This is a genomic window from Stenotrophomonas sp. JC08, from assembly GCF_052180205.1.
GTDB lineage: Bacteria > Pseudomonadota > Gammaproteobacteria > Xanthomonadales > Xanthomonadaceae > Stenotrophomonas.
In genome coordinates, this window is record NZ_CP197473.1 from 157,168 (window position 1) to 172,844 (window position 15,677).

Genomic DNA, 15,677 nt, shown 5'->3' on the forward strand with positions numbered 1-15,677 from the left:
GCAGTTGCTGTCCACGGGTCGTCGGGCCGCGCCACGCATGCAGCCGTAGTGCAGCCCTCTGTCACCGTCGCCACGGGTCCATTTCTTTCACGTCCCACGAGGTTTTGCGCGGTGCGTGGCAGTTGCTGTCCACGGGTCATCGGGCCACGGATGCTTCGGATACCGCCCCTTCATTTCCTTCTTCACCTCGGCATAGGTGTTCTGCCAGAAGTTGCGCAGGTCGGCGGTGACCTGCAGCGGCTTGCCGCCCGGGGAGAGCAGGTGCAGCAGCACGGGTACGCGGCCATCGGCGATGCGCGGGGTGTCGGCCAGGCCGAACAGCTCCTGCAGCTTCACCGCCAGCACCGGCGGGCGCGGGCTGATGCCATCGTCATCGATCGCATAGTCGATGCTGCGTTCCATGCCCGAAGGCACGCTGATGCGCACCGGCGCATGCCGGTCGATCAGCTGGCGGGTGTTCCAGTCGATGCCGGACCTGAGCGCTTCACCCAGCTCCTGTTCGCCGAGCGCATCCAGCCGGGTCTTGCCGGCGAAGGCCGGCAGCAGCCAGTCGTCCAGCGTGGCCAGCAGCGCCGCCTCGGACAGGTCGGGCAGTGCCAGTTCCGGCATCCAGTGGCGCAGGCCCTGCACGCGATGGCGCCATTGCCGCAGGTTGCCGGTCCATGGCAGTGACTCCAGCCCCCCCTCGCGCACCGCGTCGGTGAGCGCGCGCGCGGCCTGCGCCGGATCGACTTTTCCGGCCGGGCGGCTGTCCAGCACGATGCGGTCGAAGCCGGTTTCGCGGCGTGCCTCCAGCGCCCGCCGCGCGTCGTTCCAGCGCACCACGTCGTGCTGGTGGAAACGCTGTGGGAAGTCGGTGCGCAGGCGGCCCTCGTCCACCGGGGCCGCACGCAGCATCAGCGCGTCGCGGGCCTCGCCGCGCAGCTCGCTGATCACCAGCCACGGCTCGCCGCGCAGGTCGCTGTGGTCGAACTGGCGCGCGCTGCGGCCATTGGCCAGCTGGTAGCGCTGCGGATCGGCCGGATGCTGCACGGCGATGCGGTCGGGAAAGGCGTGGGCGAGCAGATCGCCGAGTTCATGCGCTTCGATATCGGCCGGTGGCGTGGCCTCGCAACGCAGGCGCCGGCGCCACTGTTTTGCCGCCGCATCGATGGCCGCCAACGCCCCCCGGCTGGCGTCCTGTGGTGTGCGGCCGTTGCGGAACGCGGCCAGGGCGCGCCAGCGGGCCGCCAGCGCATCACCGCCCTGGCGCAGTGGATCACGTGCTTCCAGCAGCGCGGCAAGGTCGGCTGCCAGCGCCTGCTCGCGCGGATTGCGCGCCGCCAGCAGCATTGCCGCCATGCGCGGGTGGGTGCCCAGTCCGAGCATGCGCCTGCCGGGTGCGGTGAGGGTGTTGCCGCTGTCCAGTGCGCCCAGCCGCTGCAGCAGTTCGCGTGCGGCGGCCAACGCACCGGCTGGTGGTGGATCGACGAACCGCAGGTTGTCGCTGCCCCATGCGGCCAGTTCCAGCGCCAGCGCGGCCAGTTCGACCTGGGCGATCTCCGGGCGCCGTTGCGGTTCCAGCCGCTGCGATTGCGGCCACAGCCGATACGCCCAGCCTGCGGCCACACGCCCGGCGCGGCCGGCACGCTGGTCGGCCGAGGCCTGCGAGATCGTCACCGCATCCAGCCGCGAGAAACCGCTGTTGGGGTCGTAGCGCGGCTCGCGCGCCAGCCCGGCGTCGATGACCACACGCACGCCCGGCAGGGTCACCGAGGACTCGGCGACGTTGGTGGCCAGCACCACGCGACGGCGACCGTCCGGGTCGGGTTGCAGCACGCGCGACTGCTGCTCGATGGCCAGCTCGCCATGCAGCGGCAGCGCGTCGGTACCGGCGGGCAACACCGGTTCCAGCGCAGCCAGCACACGGCCGATCTCGCGCTGGCCGGGCAGGAATACCAGCACGTCGCCCGGATGTGTGGCCAGCACCTGTTCGACCGCGCGCCGCGTCTGCGCTTCCAGTGCCTCGTCACGCCGGGCCGGGAAGTGGCCGACGTCCACCGGGAAGCTGCGACCTTCGCTGGACAGCCGCGGCGCATCGAGGAAATCGGCCAGCCGCTGGCCATCAAGCGTGGCCGACATCACCACGATGCGCAGGTCCTCGCGCAGCTGCGACTGCACATCCAGTGCCAGCGCCAGGCCGAGGTCGGCGGCCAGGTGGCGTTCGTGGAATTCGTCGAACAACAGTGCCGCCACGTCCTCCAGCAGCGGGTCGTCCTGCAGCATGCGGGTCAGGATCCCTTCGGTGACCACCTCGATACGGGTACGCGCGCTGACCTTGTTCTCGAAGCGGATGCGGTAACCCACGGTCTCGCCGACCGGCTCGCCGAGCTGCCGCGCCATGAAGGTGGCGGCGCTGCGGGCGGCCACGCGGCGTGGTTCGAGCATGATGATCCGGCGTCCTTCCCGCCACGGCGCCTCCAGCAGCGCCAGTGGCACCTGGGTGGTCTTGCCGGCGCCGGGCGGGGCTTCCAGCACCAGCCGGGGATGCGCGGCCAGACTGGCGGTGATGGCCGGCAACAGCGGGGAAATGGGGAAATCGGAACGTGCCATCGCGCAAGGATAAAGGTTCGCCCCGGCGCGACGGCCTACAATGCGCGCTTTCCGCATCGCCCTCCCCGTTACCGTCCATGCAACTGATCGACATCGGCGTCAACCTCACCCACGAATCCTTTGACCGCGATCTGGACGCGGTGCTGGAGCGCGCCCGCGCGGCCGGCGTGGTGCAGATGGTGGTGACCGGTGCCAGCCGTGAACACTCGCCGCTGGCGCTGGAACTGGCGCGCCGCCATCCCGGTTTCCTGTACGCCACAGCCGGCGTGCATCCGCATCACGCGGTCGAGTACACCGACGAGTGCGATGCGGAAATCCGCGCGCTGCAGGCGCATCCGGAAGTGGTGGCGGTGGGCGAATGCGGGCTGGACTACAACCGCGACTTCTCGCCACGCCCGGCGCAGCGCAAGGCGTTCGAGCGCCAGCTGCAGATCGCCAGCGACGTGCGCGCCAGTGACGGCGAGCGCAAGCCGCTGTTCCTGCACCAGCGCGATGCACACGATGATTTCATCGCCATGATGAAGGACTTCGACGGCAGGCTTGGCCCGGCGGTGGTGCACTGCTTCACCGCCGAGCGGCGCGAGCTGTTCGACTACCTGGACCGTGACTGGTACATCGGCATCACCGGCTGGCTGTGCGACGAGCGCCGTGGTGAACACCTGCGCGAGCTGGTGAAGCACATCCCGGCCAACCGCCTGATGATCGAGACCGATTCGCCGTACCTGCTGCCGCGCACGCTCAAGCCGATGCCCAAGGACCGCCGCAACGAACCGGCGTTCCTGTCGCACATCGTCGAGGAACTGGCGCGTGACCGTGGCGAAACTGTGGAGGTGACCGCCGCCAACGCCACCGCGGCCGCACGCGCGTTCTTCCGCCTTCCACCGGTCTGAGCGCTTGAAACGAAGCGCCCGGCCAAAGCCGGGCGCTCCTGCTTTTCGTACCTGCGGTGGCGTTTACTTCGTGGGCGCTTCCGGCAGCGGGCCTTCGGCCACCATCAACGCGCCCTGGTTGTTGCCACTCTGGAACACCACCCAGATGGCTTTGTCGGCGCGGTGGATGACGTAGGTATCGGCATCGCTGTCGTACCAGTAGGCATCCCGGATGCGACTGAACTCCTTGCGGAAATCGTCCACCGCCTTCTCATTCGCCTTGTAGACGGCGTTGTCGAAGCTGCGCTCGCCCAAGCGCACGCCGCCCAGCGCTTCAACTGCCTGCTGGATGTTCTTGCGGACTTCGAACTTGGAGTAGGTCTTGCCGTCACTGTTGTCGATGTTGTCGCTGAACACCTTGCCTTCCACCCACAGCAACTGGCTGCCGGTCCACACCGGGACGCGTGCCAGGTCCTTGCTGCGCTTGCCGAGGTCGTCGGCATCGTCAAACTCGTAGCCTGCCGGCAGTGCGACATACGGCCAGTCCGGCAACTCCGTGGCGCTGACGGGAAGTGAAGTGATGTCGAAGTCGGCCACTGTGGCGGCAGCCGCCTCCGCGGCGGGAGCTGCCTCGGGTCCGGCAGTGGCGTCACTTTCGCTGGTCTCCACCGGCGCTGCTGATGCGGCCGGTTCCGGCGTCGCGCTGGCAGCGTCTTCCTGCTTGCTGCAGCCGGCCAGCAGGGTCGCGGTCATGGCAAGCGCCAACAAGGTCCAGTTCTTCCTCATGTATCCATACTCCTCACTGTGGGATGGCGAGTGTAGCGGAGCCCGCATGGCGGGCCCGGATCAGGGCCGTTGTATCGGCGCCCAGTGCGCGACGGGCGTATCCGCTTCCGGTACGTGCGCGGCAGGTTGACTCCGCTCGATTAGCCCGCGCGCTGCGCCTCGTAGGCCTGCAGGTGGCAGTACGCCGCCTGCAGCAACGGTGCGGCATGGCCGGCCCGGCGCGCGCGTTCGAGCATGTCGCCGACGATATGCGCCGCTTCCACGCGTTGCCCGGCTTCCAGATCACGCAGCATCGAGGCCTTGATCGTCGAACCCGCCTTGGTCAGCGCTGCGAGTGCGATGTCCTGCGCCTTGGCCGGGATCGGCTGGCCGGCCTGCGCGGCCACGGCCAGGCATTCGGCATACAGCGCCTGCATGAACGCGTTGCCGTGATCGCTGGCAACGATGTGGCCCACATCGGCACGCATCAGGCAGGTACCGGCCGCCAGCGCCGTCAGGAAGCTGTACTTGATCCACTGTTCCTGGGCGATACCGGTCGAGGCGGCATGGTCGATGCCGGCCTGCTCGCAGGCCTTGGCCAACGCGGCCACGCGCGGGCTGATGACGCCGCCGTCGCGTTCGCCGAAGGTCAGCTTCGCCGGTTTGTCCAGATGCAGCACCGCGCCGGCATCGGCCTTGGTCGCGCTGATGAAGCACAGCCCGCCCAGCACCCGCTCACGGCCGAAGCGGGCGTCCAGCACGGTGTAGTGGCGCAGGCCGTTGAGGATCGGCAGCACCGTGGTGCGGGTGCCCACTGCCGGCGCGATCGCGTCGATCGAGCTGTCCAGGTCGTAGGCCTTGCAGCTGAGGATGACCAGGTCGAACGGCCGCTCCCGCGCCAGCGCCGGCAACGCGTCGGCCGTGACGTGCGCGACCGGCAACGCCGCATCGCCCAGCGGGCTGCGGATCACCAGCCCATCGCGCTGCAGCTGCGCGGCGCGGTTGGCACGCACCAGGAAGGTGACATCGATGCCGGCCTGGGCCAGCCGTCCGCCGAAGTAACCACCGGTACCACCGGCGCCGAGGATCAGGATGCGCATCAGATCGGAAGTCCATCAACGAAAGGGGCAGCCCGATAATAGACGCCTGCGCGGGTCGGCGGCGCGCAAAAAGAAGGCGCCTTGCGGCGCCTTCGTTCTCAGCTGCGCAGGCCAACGCCGCGCTTGAGCAGCCACAGCGACAGCGTGGTGAGCACGGTGACGAAACCCAGCATCAGCGCGTAGGACACCCACAGCGGCACGTCGCTGCTGCCCAGCAGGCCGTAGCGGAAGGCGTTGACCATGTAGAAGATCGGGTTGGCGTGGGTCAGCGTCTGCGCCCAGCCCGGCAGCAGGGTGATCGAGTAGAACACGCCGCCCAGATAGGTCAGCGGGGTCAGGATGAAGGTCGGCACGATCGCCACGTCATCGAACTTCTTGGCGTAGACCGCGTTGATGAAGCCGGCCAGCGAGAAGATGATCGCCCCGAGCAGCACCGTGCTCAGTGTCACCAGCGGATGCGGGATGCGCACCGGGGTGAAGAACATCGCGATCAGCAGCACGATCACGCCGACCATCAGCCCGCGCAGTACCGCGCCGGCGACGTAGCCGCCGAGGATCACCCAGTTCGGCATCGGGCTGACCAGCAGCTCCTCGATATGGCGGCCGAACTTGGCGCCGAAGAACGAGGAGGAGATGTTGCCGTAGCTGTTCTGGATGATGCTCATCATCACCAGGCCCGGCACGATGAACTGCATGTAGCTGTAGCCGCCCATCGGCCCGATCCGCGAGCCGATCAGGCCGCCGAAGATCAGGAAGTACAGGGTCATGGTGATCGCCGGCGGCACCAGGGTCTGGCCCCAGATGCGCAGGATGCGGTTGATCTCGCGGCGGACGATGGTGCCCAGCGCCACCCAGTTGCGGCTGCTGTTGGTCACGGGGACGGGCGTGCTCATGCTGCGGTGTTCTCCAGGTTGCCGGTCAGGCGCACGAACAGCTCTTCCAGGCGGTTGCTCTTGGTGCGCATCGAGCGCACGCGGATGCCGGCGCCGGCCAAGGCTTCGAACACGCGGTTCAGGTCCATCGCGCGCGGCATGTCCAGTTCCAGCGTATGCGCATTGGCGGCCACCAGCGTGGCACCTTCGATCGGCGGCAGCTGCGCCGGCAGTTCACCGTCGATGTCGAAGATGAAACCCTCCACGTCGAGCTTGGCCAGCAGGCTGCGCATCGGCCCCTGCTCGACGATGCGGCCATGGTTGATGATGGCCAGGTTGCGGCACAGCTGCTCGGCTTCTTCCAGGTAGTGGGTGGTCAGGATGATGGTGGTGCCGGCGGCGTTGATCGCCTGCAGCGTCTTCCACATGTCGCGGCGGATCTCGATGTCCACGCCAGCGGTGGGCTCGTCCAGGATCAGCAGGCGCGGGCGGGTCATCATCGCGCGGGCGATCATCAACCGCCGCTTCATGCCGCCGGACAGGGTGCGGCTCATCATCTGCGCCTTCTCCCACAGGTGCGCGCGCTTGAGCTCTTCCTCGGCGCGCACTTCGGCCTCGGCACGCGGGATGCCGTAGAAGCCGGCGTAGTTGACCAGGATGTCGAACGGCTTTTCGAACAGGTTGAAGTTGATTTCCTGCGGTACCAGTCCGAGCAGGCGCATGGTCGCGCTGCGCTCGCTCACCAGATCGGTGCCGAACACCTGCACCTGGCCTTCGCTCAGATTCACCAGCGAGGAGACGATGCCGATCAGGGTCGACTTGCCGGCGCCGTTGGGACCGAGCAGGGCGAAGAAGTCCCCGGGCGCCACTTCCAGCGAGACGCCCTTGAGCGCCTGCACGCCGTTGTCGTAGGTCTTGCGGAGATTGTCGATGCGCAACGCGGGCGCCACGGGGGAGGTTCGGGTGTCCAAGCTTCGGCCTTCGCGCCGGGGAGAGGGCGCCGGATAAGAGCAAGCCGGTATTATAGAAGGCCCCGCGGCGCCAGCCCGGCTACACACTGTTCCCTCTTCGTGTCTGTCCAATTCCCCCTCAAGCTGGTCGGCCGGCGCATGCTCGCGCCGACGGTCGGTCATTACCAGTTCGTCCGTGATGACGGGCAGCCGCTGGATTTCCAGCCTGGCCAGTTCATCCAGGTCCATTTCGCCTATGCCGACGGCACCCCGGCCAAGCGCAGCTATTCGCTGGCCACCATCCACGAGCATGTGCAGGCGCCGGGCGAGGCGGTGGAGATCGCGGTCAGCTTCGTCCCCGGCGGCGCGGCCACCGCGCTGTTCGAGGGGCTGGAGACCGGCGGGCATATCAGCGCCAGTGGCCCGTACGGTCGCTTCTGCCTGCAGCCCGGCGACCACAACGCCCGCTACCTGCTGATCGCCACCGGCACCGGCGTCACCCCGTACCGCTCGATGCTGCCGCTGCTGCGCCGGGCCATCGCCGAGCGCGGCGTGGAGGTGGTGCTGCTGCAGGGCGCGCGGACCGCGGGCGAGCTGCTGTACAGCGAGGACTTCTACGCCTTCGCCGCGGCCAATCCCGGTTTCCGCTACCTGCCATGCCTGTCGCGGGAACTGCCGGCGGCGCCGTCTGCGGAGGTGCGCAGCGGCTATGTGCAGCAGCAGCTGGGCGAGATCGGTCCCGATCCGTCGCGTGATATCGCCTACCTGTGCGGCAACCCGGACATGGTCGATGCCTGTGTCGAATCGCTGAAGAGTGCCGGCCTGGGCAATGCGCAGATCCGTCGCGAGAAATACGTCAGCAGCAAATAAGCTGCGTGAGTGGGCCGGTATGCCGGCTCCAGCCCTGACAGCAGTTGCGCCATTGCATCTGTAAAGGTTGCTTGACAGTCGGGCGCAGTCACGCCTATTGTATGTCAAGCGTCCTTTACAGGGTGGTTGATATGCAGTCCCACAGGCAGTCCCGCACCGTTGTTCAGTACGCCCTTGCCGGCTGCAGCGCCTTGCTGCCGACCACGGTCGGGCTCGCCGTGGTCACCACCGGCCGGTCGACCCGCTTGCTGCGCCGCCGGGGAATGCATTGACGGCCATGACCGCCACACGCTGGCTGCTGGTCGCTGCCGCCGGGGCAGCACTGATCAGTGGCGTACTCTTTCAGCTCGTGCGGCAATCGCCCGGACCGATGATCGCCGGTATTTTCGCCGGCGTGACGATCGGCCTGCTGTTCGCCGCAGTGCTGTGCTGGCAGCTCCCGCATGCCTGCGACAGCGCACCGCCGCAGCTGCGCAAACGCTATAGCCGCGAAATGATGGTCGCCATGGGCGGCTACGCGGTGCTGCTGTTCACTTCGATCTGGTTGCTCAAATACGTCGACACCACCGGCTTGCGGGCAGTGATCGCGCTGCTGCCGGTGCCGCCGATCGCGCTGATGCTGCGCGCGATGATCCGCTACATTCGCGATGCCGATGAACTGCAGCAGCGGATCGAGTTGCAGGCGGTCAGCTTCGCCACCGCCTTTGTGTCGTTGCTCTACCTCAGCGGTGGTCTGCTGCAGACCGCACGGGTGCTGGATGTGCCGGCCGGCGCGGCGATGATCTGGGTATTTCCGCTGGTGTGCCTGGGCTACGGTCTGGCCAAGATCGTGGTCGCACGGCGCTACCGGTGAGGCGCGGGCGATGAACAACCGTCTGCGCGAACTGCGCGATAGCCGTGGCTGGTCGCAAGGCGAGCTGGCCGAGCGGCTTGAAGTGTCCCGGCAGACGGTCAATGCGCTGGAAACCGGCAAGTACGATCCCAGCCTGCCGTTGGCGTTCCGCATCGCGCGGCTGTTTGACGCGCGGATCGAGGAGATCTTCCTTCCCGATGTCACATGAGGCTGCTGGCGGCGTCCTGTACCGGCAGCACCGAATCCGTTCCATCAACCATAAGGGGCCGTTCCGATGATGTCCCGCAAGACCCGCACCATCCTGGCTGTGGCCGTGATCGCCGGCGTGCTCGGCTATCGCGTCCTGCAGCCCAAACCCGAGGCCGCCACCGATGCCGCCGGCAACACCGCCGCACCGGCGACGGTCGAACCGCTGAAACTGGGCAGTCTCGCCTTCACCCCATGCAGCCTCAGCTCGCCGATGAGCCGCAGCAGCCTAGAGGCGCAGTGTGCGACCTACGAGGTGCCGGAGGACCGGGCGAATCCGGACGGGCGCACGATCGCGCTCAACATCGCCTGGCTGCAGCCTCGCGGTGGCGGCGAGCAGCTGGCTGATCCGGTGTTTTTCCTGGCCGGTGGACCGGGGCAGGCGGCGGTGGCCACCTACCCGCCGCTGGACCCCGTGTTCCGCGAGGTGCGCAAGCAGCGCAGCGTGATCCTGGTCGACCAGCGCGGCACCGGTAAATCCAATCTGCTGTCCTGCGAGAGTGCTGACGACAGCGCGGCGGACCTCTCGCCGGCGGCACTGCAGGCACAGGCCGCGCGCTGCGTGGAGGCACTGTCGAAGAAGGCCGACCTGCGCCACTACACCACCACCGATGCCATCGCCGATCTGGACGCGGTGCGCCAGGCCATCGGCGCGGCGCAGATCAACCTGGTTGGCGTCAGCTACGGCACCCGCGTCGCGCAGCAGTACGCCATGCGCTACCCGGCCAGCACCCGCAGTCTCGTGCTGGATTCGGTGGTGCCCAACACCCTGGAGCTGGGCAACATCTTCGCGCGCAACCTCGATGATGCGCTGGCGCTGCAGTTCGCCCTGTGCACCAAGGACCCGGTGTGCAAGGACAAGCTGGGCGATCCGCGTGCCGAACTCGACACGCTGCTGGCCAGGCTGCGCGCGCAGCCGGTGGCGGTGCAGTACCGCGACGCCAGCAGCGGCGAGCTGAAGCAGGACACGCTGCGCGCCGAATCGGTGGCCGGGCTGGTGCGCATGTATGCCTACATGCCATTGGCCAGTTCGCTGCTGCCCAAGCTGATCCACGAGGCCAATGCCGGCCGCTATGAAAACCTGATGGCGCTGGTGCAGATGATGACCGGGCAGATGCAGGACGCGATGGCGATGGGCATGCAGATGTCGGTGGTGTGCAGCGAGGATGCCGACAGCATGGTGGTGCGCGCCGAGGATGCCGGCACCGTGCTCGGCAACCAGATGCCCGAGGGCATGGCGGCGATGTGCAAGGTGTGGCCGAAGGGACAGGTGCCGGACGATTTCCACAGCGCATTGTCCAGCGATGTGCCGGCGCTGGTGCTGGAAGGCGAATTCGACCCGGTCACGCCGCCGCGCTATGGCGAGGAAGTGGTCAAGAGTCTGCCGAACGGCCGCCTGTTCGTGCTGCGCGGGCAGGGTCACAACGTGATCGGTGCCGGCTGCATGCCCAAGCTGTTCGCCCAGTTCATCGAGAAGAACGATGCCGCGGCACTGGATGGCAGCTGCCTGGAAAAGCTCGACTACGTCGCCCCGTTCACCAGCTTCAACGGCGCCGAGCCGTAAGCACATTCCAACAGGAACCTTGCAATGATCGTTGCAGAACATCTCCGCAAGACTTTCCCCGGACGGGGCAAGGACAAGGCGCCGGTAATCGCGGTGGACGACGTCGGCTTCATCGCCCACGATGGCCAGATCACCGGCCTGCTCGGCCCCAATGGCGCCGGCAAGACCACCACGCTGCGCATGCTCTACACGCTGATGTCGCCGGAAACCGGGCGCGTGCTGGTGGATGACGTCGATGTCGCGCTGGACCCGGAGCGCGTGCGCCGCAGCCTCGGCGTGCTGCCGGATGCGCGTGGCGTCTACAAGCGCCTGACCGCGCGCGAGAACATCGAATACTTCGGCCAGCTGCATGGCATGAGCGCGCAGGAGATCGCCCAGCGCACCGCGAAACTGGCGGCGGCGCTGCAGATGGAGGATTTCCTCGACCGTTCGACCGAAGGCTTCAGCCAGGGCCAGCGCACCAAGACCGCGATCGCCCGCGCACTGGTGCACGACCCGAAGAACGTGATCCTCGATGAGCCCACCAACGGCCTGGACGTGATGACCACCCGTGGCCTGCGGAGCTTCCTCAAGGAACTGCGCGCCGAAGGCCGCTGCGTGATCTTCTCCAGCCACATCATGCAGGAGGTGGCGGCGCTGTGTGACCGCATCGTCATCGTCGCGCAGGGCCGTGTGGTGGCGCAGGGCACGCCGGATGAACTGCGCGCGGTCACTGGCGAGGCCAATCTGGAAGACGCCTTCGTCAAACTGATCGGCAGCGAGGAGGGCCTGCACGCATGAATGCCAACACCCGCAAACGCGGCGGCCTGCTGGCCACCATGTTCATCGTCATGCGCAAGGAGTGGCGCGATTTCTTCCGCGACCGCCGCACCTTCTTCCTCAGCCTGCTGGTGGCGCCGCTGCTGTATCCGGTGATCTTCCTGGGCATCGGCAAGCTCAGCGAGATGCGCGCCGAAACCCAGCTGGAAAAGAACCTCGACGTGCCGGTGGTCGGCATGGAACACGCGCCCAACCTGGTCAAATACCTCGCCAGCTACGGCATCGACGCACGGCCGGCGCCGGCCGACATCGAGGCGCGGATCCGCGCCCAGCAGGAAGACATCGCGCTGGCGATCGACGCCGACTTCGCCGCGGACTGGTACGCCGGACGGCCGGCCAAGGTCGACATCATCACCGACACCACCCGGCGCAATACCGATGTGATGGTGGCGCGGGTCAACAAGGTGCTGGAAAGCTACGGTGCCGGGGTCGGCGCGATGCGGCTGCTGGTGCGCGGCATCAATCCCGGCATCGTCACGCCGCTGCATGTGGGCACCCGCGACATGGCCACCGCCGAAGCCAGGAACAGCCAGTTCATGGCGGTATTGCTGCCGATGATCCTGACCATCTTCGCCTTCATCGGCGGCGCCCACCTGGCGATGGACACCACCGCCGGAGAGCGCGAGCGGCAGTCGCTGGAGCCGCTGCTGGCAACGCCGGTGCCGCGCACCGCGCTGGTGGGCGGCAAGATGCTGGCCGCGGCGATGCTGGGCATGGCCTCGATGCTGCTGATCCTGGTCTCGTTCAAGCTCTCGGCCACGTTGGCCAGTGGCATGGCCAAGCAGATGGATGTCAGCTTCCTGGCGATGGGCAAGCTGCTGTTGACCCTGCTGCCGCTGGTGCTGATCGGCACCGCGCTGATCACCGCGCTGGCTGCCGGCGCCAAGAGCATGAAGGAGGCGCAGAGCCACATCATGTGGCTGATGATGCTGCCGATGCTGCCGGCCTACGGGCTGATGGCCTATCCGCTGAAGGACACGGCGCTGTGGCAGTACGCGGTACCGTTCCTGTCGCAGAACCAGATGATCCAGAAGATCACCCGCGGCGAGATCGCCTCGGCCGGGCAGTGGGGCGTGTATCTGGCCAGCTCGCTGGCGCTGGCGGCGCTGCTGTGGGCGCTGGCGGTATGGCGCTACAAACAGGAAAAGCTGGCCATCTCCGGCTGACCGGGAGGCCTCCAGCGCCGGGGTGTCCGGCGCCTGCCACCAACAAAAAGGCCCGGAGTGATCCGGGCCTTTTTGTTGGCAGTGACGTTGCCGCCGGCTTACTGGTTGGGCTGGAAGGCCAGCGTGCGGCGGGTGGTGGTCGGGGTGCTGATCGGCTCGAACTTCCAGCGTTTGACCGCGTTCAGTGCCTCGCGGTCGAAGGTGCGCGGCGGGTTGGAGCGCAGCACGCGCGCATCGGTGACCGAACCGTCGGTGCCGACCGAGATTTCCAGCAACACTTCGCCGGACGTGCCCGAGCGCAGCGCATCGGCCGGGTAGCGCGGTGCCGGCGTGCTGACCGCACGCAGCACCGGCGCGGCGGCCGGCTTGGGTGCAGCGGCCGCAGCGGCGCGCTGTTCGGCCTCGCGGCGTGCCGCGGCCTGGCGCTCGGCCTCCAGGCGCGCGCTTTCCTCGCGCGCGGCCTCCTGGCGGGCGGCTTCCACGCGTGCGGCCAGCTGCTGCGCGGCGGCGGCCTCGGTGGCCTGCTGCTGCGCCATGCGCTGCTGTTCAACCAGCTGCTTGGCGCGGTTTTCCGCATCCCGCCGGGCCTTGTCGGTTTCGTCCTGGGTGCGGCGCACGACCAGCTTCAGGCCGTTCTCGATGTCGCTCTTCAGACGCGGCAAGGCCGGTGCGGAGGCGTCCACCTTCTCGATCAGGGCGATCAGGCGCTGGGCTTCGCTGAAGTTCTCGCGGGTCACGCTCTGCTCGGCGGCGATCAGCGTGTAGGGCTGCAGGTCGGTCAGCGCGCTCTTGACCGCGGCATCGTCGGGCAGCTTGTCGCGCAGCGCCAGGTAGTACTCCATCGCGTTGTCGCCGGCAGGGGCGTACATGCGGTTGTCGCGCAGGGCCGCGCTGGCCAGATCGCGCAGTTGCTCGACATCCATCGACTGCACCTTGGCCGACACCGCAGGTTCCGGCGTGGGTGCGGGCGCGGCGGTGGCGGTATCGGCGGGTGCCGCGGCGGAGGCTGCTGGCTCCTCCTTGCCCGAGCAGGCCGCCAGCGAGGCCAGCAGCAGGGCAGGTGCGATCAGGCGTGCTTTGCCATGAATCGTGATGTACGACATCGGATTTCCCCTTGAATCGACGAACGCGAAAGTGGATGCACGGACCGTTTGGGTTCGCGGCGTTTCCCGACGCCGGCAGTCCGCAGCAATGCGCGAATCTAGCATCGCCACGGGGAACTGCGCGCGCCGTGCATACCAGTGACCCTGAAAAGGGACGCGCGTCACGATACGACGGGCGTCTCGGCCTTGGCTAGTGCTTGGCGGCGGAGCTCTTGTGCGCGCCGTGGTCCATCAGCCTGTCGGTCCAGGCGATGCCGATGGCCGACAGGATGAACACGCAATGGATAAGCGTCTGCCACAGCACGCCGGCCTCGGTGTACTTGCTGCCGTCCGCGCCCAGGCTGCCGATCTCGATGAAGGTCTTGAGCAGGTGGATCGAGGAGATGCCGATGATCGACAGCGCCAGCTTGACCTTCAGTACCGAGGCATTGACGTGGCTCAGCCACTCCGGCTGGTCGGGGTGGTTGTGCAGGCGCAGGCGTGAAACGAAGGTTTCATAGCCACCCACGATCACCATCACCAGCAGGTTGGAGATCATCACCACATCGATCAGGCCCAGTACCGCCAGCATGATCATCTGCTCGGTCAGCTCCGTGGCCGAGTGGATCAGGTGCCACAGCTCCTTGCCGAACAGGAAAACGTAGACGCCCTGCGCCACGATCAGCCCCAGGTAGAGCGGCAGCTGCAGCCAGCGCGAGGCGAAAATCAGCGAGGAAAGCGGGGTCAGGGAGGGCTTGGGGGGCATGGAAAGGAATGCTGCGTTGCAAGAAGGCGCGCAGATTACCGGGCCGCCTTGACCCTGCCAAGCACCGGGCGTGGCTACACTCCAAGACCCGTCCGGTGGAGCTTTCACCATGATCGACCTGTACTACTGGCCCACCCCCAACGGCCACAAGATCACCCTGTTCCTCGAGGAGGCGGGGCTGGAATACCGCATCCACCCGCTCGATATCGGCAAGGGTGACCAGTTCCTGCCCGAGTTCTTGGCCATTTCGCCCAACAACAAGATGCCGGCGATCGTCGACCATGCCCCGGCCGATGGTGGCGCGCCGGTCAGCGTGTTCGAATCCGGCGCGATCCTGCTGTATTTGGCCGAGAAGACCGGTCGCTTCCTGCCGGCCGACCTGCGCGGCCGTGCCGCCACGCTGGAATGGCTGTTCTGGCAGATGGGCGGGCTGGGGCCGATGAGCGGGCAGATGGGCCACTTCAATGTCTACGCACCCGAACGGATTCCCTATGCGATCGAGCGCTATGACAGCGAAGTGCGGCGCCTGCACCGGGTGATGGACAAGCGCCTGGCGCAGTCCCCCTATCTGGCCGGCGAGGAGTACAGCATCGCCGACATGGCCAGTTATCCGTGGATCGGCGCCTATGACAGGCTGCCGGTCGATTTCGACGCCTTCCCCTACCTGCAGCGCTGGCACCAGGCCATTGCCGCCCGCCCGGCCACGCAGCGCGCCTACGCCCTCGGCCCGACGGTCAATCCGGATGCGGGCAAACCGCTGGACGAGGAGGCGCGCCGGCAGCTGTTCGGGCAGCGCTGAGCGGCATCGCCGGGTCATCACCGGCAGGCTGCCGCTCTGGCGACCTGTCTGCCGCCCTCGTATTTCCGGTCGCAGGCCGTGCCGTGGGCGATAGCATCGTCGCGGTGGCGGGGAGTTGCGGCGATTGATCCTGCGCAATGCCGGCGGTGATGGCAGCACCTACGCTGGGCACAGTCGATACGGATACGGGGAGGAAACGATGCATCCGATCTTGCGTGACATGTTGATGGAGCCGGTGGGCTGGCTGACGATTTCCGGGGCGCTGATCATTCTGGGCATTCCGGTGTTCACGGCGTATTTCATCCGCCGCAAGATGCGCGAGGACGAACGCGACAAGCGCTGAGCGGGTACCCGGTTGCCGGGG

The 15,677-nt window shown here is 67.4% G+C and carries 16 protein-coding genes; 9 read left to right on the forward strand and 7 right to left on the reverse strand.

The genetic code is table 11. The features are described from left to right. Window positions 1-87: 87 nt before the first annotated feature. The gene (gene hrpB, locus ACSBPQ_RS00615) at window positions 88-2,592 is read right to left on the reverse strand and encodes an ATP-dependent helicase HrpB (protein WP_442683162.1); all 2,505 of its coding nucleotides are present in this window, start codon (window positions 2,590-2,592) and stop codon (window positions 88-90) included. A 77-nt stretch (window positions 2,593-2,669) separates the two neighbouring features. Here hrpB and ACSBPQ_RS00620 point away from each other — a divergent pair, with 77 nt between their 5' ends. Next, a complete protein-coding gene (locus ACSBPQ_RS00620) occupies window positions 2,670-3,482 on the forward strand; it encodes a TatD family hydrolase (RefSeq protein ID WP_442683163.1) in 813 nt (270 codons plus the stop codon). A gap of 63 nt (window positions 3,483-3,545) precedes the next feature. On the opposite strand, the gene ACSBPQ_RS00625 is transcribed toward ACSBPQ_RS00620, so the two are convergent. The 4 genes from ACSBPQ_RS00625 to ACSBPQ_RS00640 form a co-directional block, all read right to left on the reverse strand. Continuing rightward, a complete protein-coding gene (locus tag ACSBPQ_RS00625) occupies window positions 3,546-4,247 on the reverse strand; it encodes a hypothetical protein (RefSeq protein WP_442683164.1) in 702 nt (233 codons plus the stop codon). 140 nt (window positions 4,248-4,387) lie between these two features. Then, a complete protein-coding gene (gene panE, locus ACSBPQ_RS00630) occupies window positions 4,388-5,326 on the reverse strand; it encodes a 2-dehydropantoate 2-reductase (protein WP_442683165.1) in 939 nt (312 codons plus the stop codon). A 98-nt stretch (window positions 5,327-5,424) separates the two neighbouring features. Beyond that, window positions 5,425-6,219 carry an ABC transporter permease gene (locus ACSBPQ_RS00635; RefSeq protein ID WP_442683166.1) on the reverse strand — a complete coding sequence of 265 codons (795 nt, stop codon included), beginning with the start codon at window positions 6,217-6,219 and terminating at the stop codon, window positions 5,425-5,427. Continuing rightward, window positions 6,216-7,169, reverse strand: a complete 954-nt coding sequence (locus tag ACSBPQ_RS00640) for an ABC transporter ATP-binding protein (protein ID WP_442683167.1) — start codon at window positions 7,167-7,169, stop codon at window positions 6,216-6,218. The genes ACSBPQ_RS00635 and ACSBPQ_RS00640 overlap by 4 nt, the downstream gene beginning before the upstream one ends. Window positions 7,170-7,268: 99 nt before the next feature. On the opposite strand from ACSBPQ_RS00640, the gene ACSBPQ_RS00645 reads away from it, so the two are divergent. The 6 genes from ACSBPQ_RS00645 (at window position 7,269) to ACSBPQ_RS00670 (ending at window position 12,666) form a co-directional block, all read left to right on the forward strand. After that, window positions 7,269-8,018 carry a ferredoxin--NADP reductase gene (locus ACSBPQ_RS00645; protein WP_442683168.1) on the forward strand — a complete coding sequence of 250 codons (750 nt, stop codon included), beginning with the start codon at window positions 7,269-7,271 and terminating at the stop codon, window positions 8,016-8,018. Window positions 8,019-8,295: 277 nt separating this feature from the next. Continuing rightward, complete coding sequence (locus ACSBPQ_RS00650; RefSeq protein WP_442683169.1) at window positions 8,296-8,871, forward strand: hypothetical protein; 576 nt, start codon at window positions 8,296-8,298, stop codon at window positions 8,869-8,871. 10 nt (window positions 8,872-8,881) lie between these two features. Beyond that, complete coding sequence (locus ACSBPQ_RS00655) at window positions 8,882-9,079, forward strand: helix-turn-helix transcriptional regulator (protein ID WP_442683170.1); 198 nt, start codon at window positions 8,882-8,884, stop codon at window positions 9,077-9,079. A 69-nt stretch (window positions 9,080-9,148) separates the two neighbouring features. After that, complete coding sequence (locus tag ACSBPQ_RS00660; protein ID WP_442683171.1) at window positions 9,149-10,681, forward strand: alpha/beta fold hydrolase; 1,533 nt, start codon at window positions 9,149-9,151, stop codon at window positions 10,679-10,681. 24 nt (window positions 10,682-10,705) lie between these two features. After that, window positions 10,706-11,461, forward strand: a complete 756-nt coding sequence (locus ACSBPQ_RS00665) for an ABC transporter ATP-binding protein (RefSeq protein WP_442683172.1) — start codon at window positions 10,706-10,708, stop codon at window positions 11,459-11,461. After that, window positions 11,458-12,666, forward strand: coding sequence for an ABC transporter permease (locus ACSBPQ_RS00670; protein ID WP_442683173.1), 1,209 nt, complete (start codon window positions 11,458-11,460; stop codon window positions 12,664-12,666). The genes ACSBPQ_RS00665 and ACSBPQ_RS00670 overlap by 4 nt, the downstream gene beginning before the upstream one ends. Window positions 12,667-12,764: 98 nt before the next feature. On the opposite strand, the gene ACSBPQ_RS00675 is transcribed toward ACSBPQ_RS00670, so the two are convergent. Together ACSBPQ_RS00675 and ACSBPQ_RS00680 are read right to left on the reverse strand one after the other, a co-directional pair. Continuing rightward, window positions 12,765-13,769, reverse strand: coding sequence for an energy transducer TonB (locus ACSBPQ_RS00675; RefSeq protein ID WP_442683174.1), 1,005 nt, complete (start codon window positions 13,767-13,769; stop codon window positions 12,765-12,767). 190 nt (window positions 13,770-13,959) lie between these two features. Continuing rightward, entirely contained in the window at window positions 13,960-14,514 is a 555-nt protein-coding gene (locus tag ACSBPQ_RS00680) for a TIGR00645 family protein (protein ID WP_442683175.1), read from the reverse strand. A gap of 109 nt (window positions 14,515-14,623) precedes the next feature. Here ACSBPQ_RS00680 and ACSBPQ_RS00685 point away from each other — a divergent pair, with 109 nt between their 5' ends. Both ACSBPQ_RS00685 and ACSBPQ_RS00690 read left to right on the forward strand, forming a co-directional pair. Then, window positions 14,624-15,313 carry a glutathione binding-like protein gene (locus ACSBPQ_RS00685; RefSeq protein ID WP_442683176.1) on the forward strand — a complete coding sequence of 230 codons (690 nt, stop codon included), beginning with the start codon at window positions 14,624-14,626 and terminating at the stop codon, window positions 15,311-15,313. Between the two features lie 124 nt (window positions 15,314-15,437). Further along, complete coding sequence (locus ACSBPQ_RS00690) at window positions 15,438-15,656, forward strand: hypothetical protein (RefSeq protein ID WP_442683177.1); 219 nt, start codon at window positions 15,438-15,440, stop codon at window positions 15,654-15,656. Window positions 15,657-15,677 lie beyond the last annotated feature (21 nt).

What these genes read in the sequence shown, in the direction of transcription:
- ACSBPQ_RS00625 (WP_442683164.1), bottom strand. Translation starts at nt 4,247, where the DNA reads ATGAGGAAGAACTGGACCTTGTTGGCGCTTGCCATGACCGCGACCCTG.
- ACSBPQ_RS00660 (WP_442683171.1), top strand. Translation starts at nt 9,149, where the DNA reads ATGTCCCGCAAGACCCGCACCATCCTGGCTGTGGCCGTGATCGCCGGC.
- ACSBPQ_RS00665 (WP_442683172.1), top strand. Translation starts at nt 10,706, where the DNA reads ATGATCGTTGCAGAACATCTCCGCAAGACTTTCCCCGGACGGGGCAAG.
- ACSBPQ_RS00680 (WP_442683175.1), bottom strand. Translation starts at nt 14,514, where the DNA reads ATGCCCCCCAAGCCCTCCCTGACCCCGCTTTCCTCGCTGATTTTCGCC.
- ACSBPQ_RS00635 (WP_442683166.1), bottom strand. Translation starts at nt 6,219, where the DNA reads ATGAGCACGCCCGTCCCCGTGACCAACAGCAGCCGCAACTGGGTGGCG.
- ACSBPQ_RS00650 (WP_442683169.1), top strand. Translation starts at nt 8,296, where the DNA reads ATGACCGCCACACGCTGGCTGCTGGTCGCTGCCGCCGGGGCAGCACTG.
- hrpB (WP_442683162.1), bottom strand. Translation starts at nt 2,592, where the DNA reads ATGGCACGTTCCGATTTCCCCATTTCCCCGCTGTTGCCGGCCATCACC.
- ACSBPQ_RS00670 (WP_442683173.1), top strand. Translation starts at nt 11,458, where the DNA reads ATGAATGCCAACACCCGCAAACGCGGCGGCCTGCTGGCCACCATGTTC.
- panE (WP_442683165.1), bottom strand. Translation starts at nt 5,326, where the DNA reads ATGCGCATCCTGATCCTCGGCGCCGGTGGTACCGGTGGTTACTTCGGC.
- ACSBPQ_RS00655 (WP_442683170.1), top strand. Translation starts at nt 8,882, where the DNA reads ATGAACAACCGTCTGCGCGAACTGCGCGATAGCCGTGGCTGGTCGCAA.
- ACSBPQ_RS00685 (WP_442683176.1), top strand. Translation starts at nt 14,624, where the DNA reads ATGATCGACCTGTACTACTGGCCCACCCCCAACGGCCACAAGATCACC.
- ACSBPQ_RS00675 (WP_442683174.1), bottom strand. Translation starts at nt 13,769, where the DNA reads ATGTCGTACATCACGATTCATGGCAAAGCACGCCTGATCGCACCTGCC.
- ACSBPQ_RS00620 (WP_442683163.1), top strand. Translation starts at nt 2,670, where the DNA reads ATGCAACTGATCGACATCGGCGTCAACCTCACCCACGAATCCTTTGAC.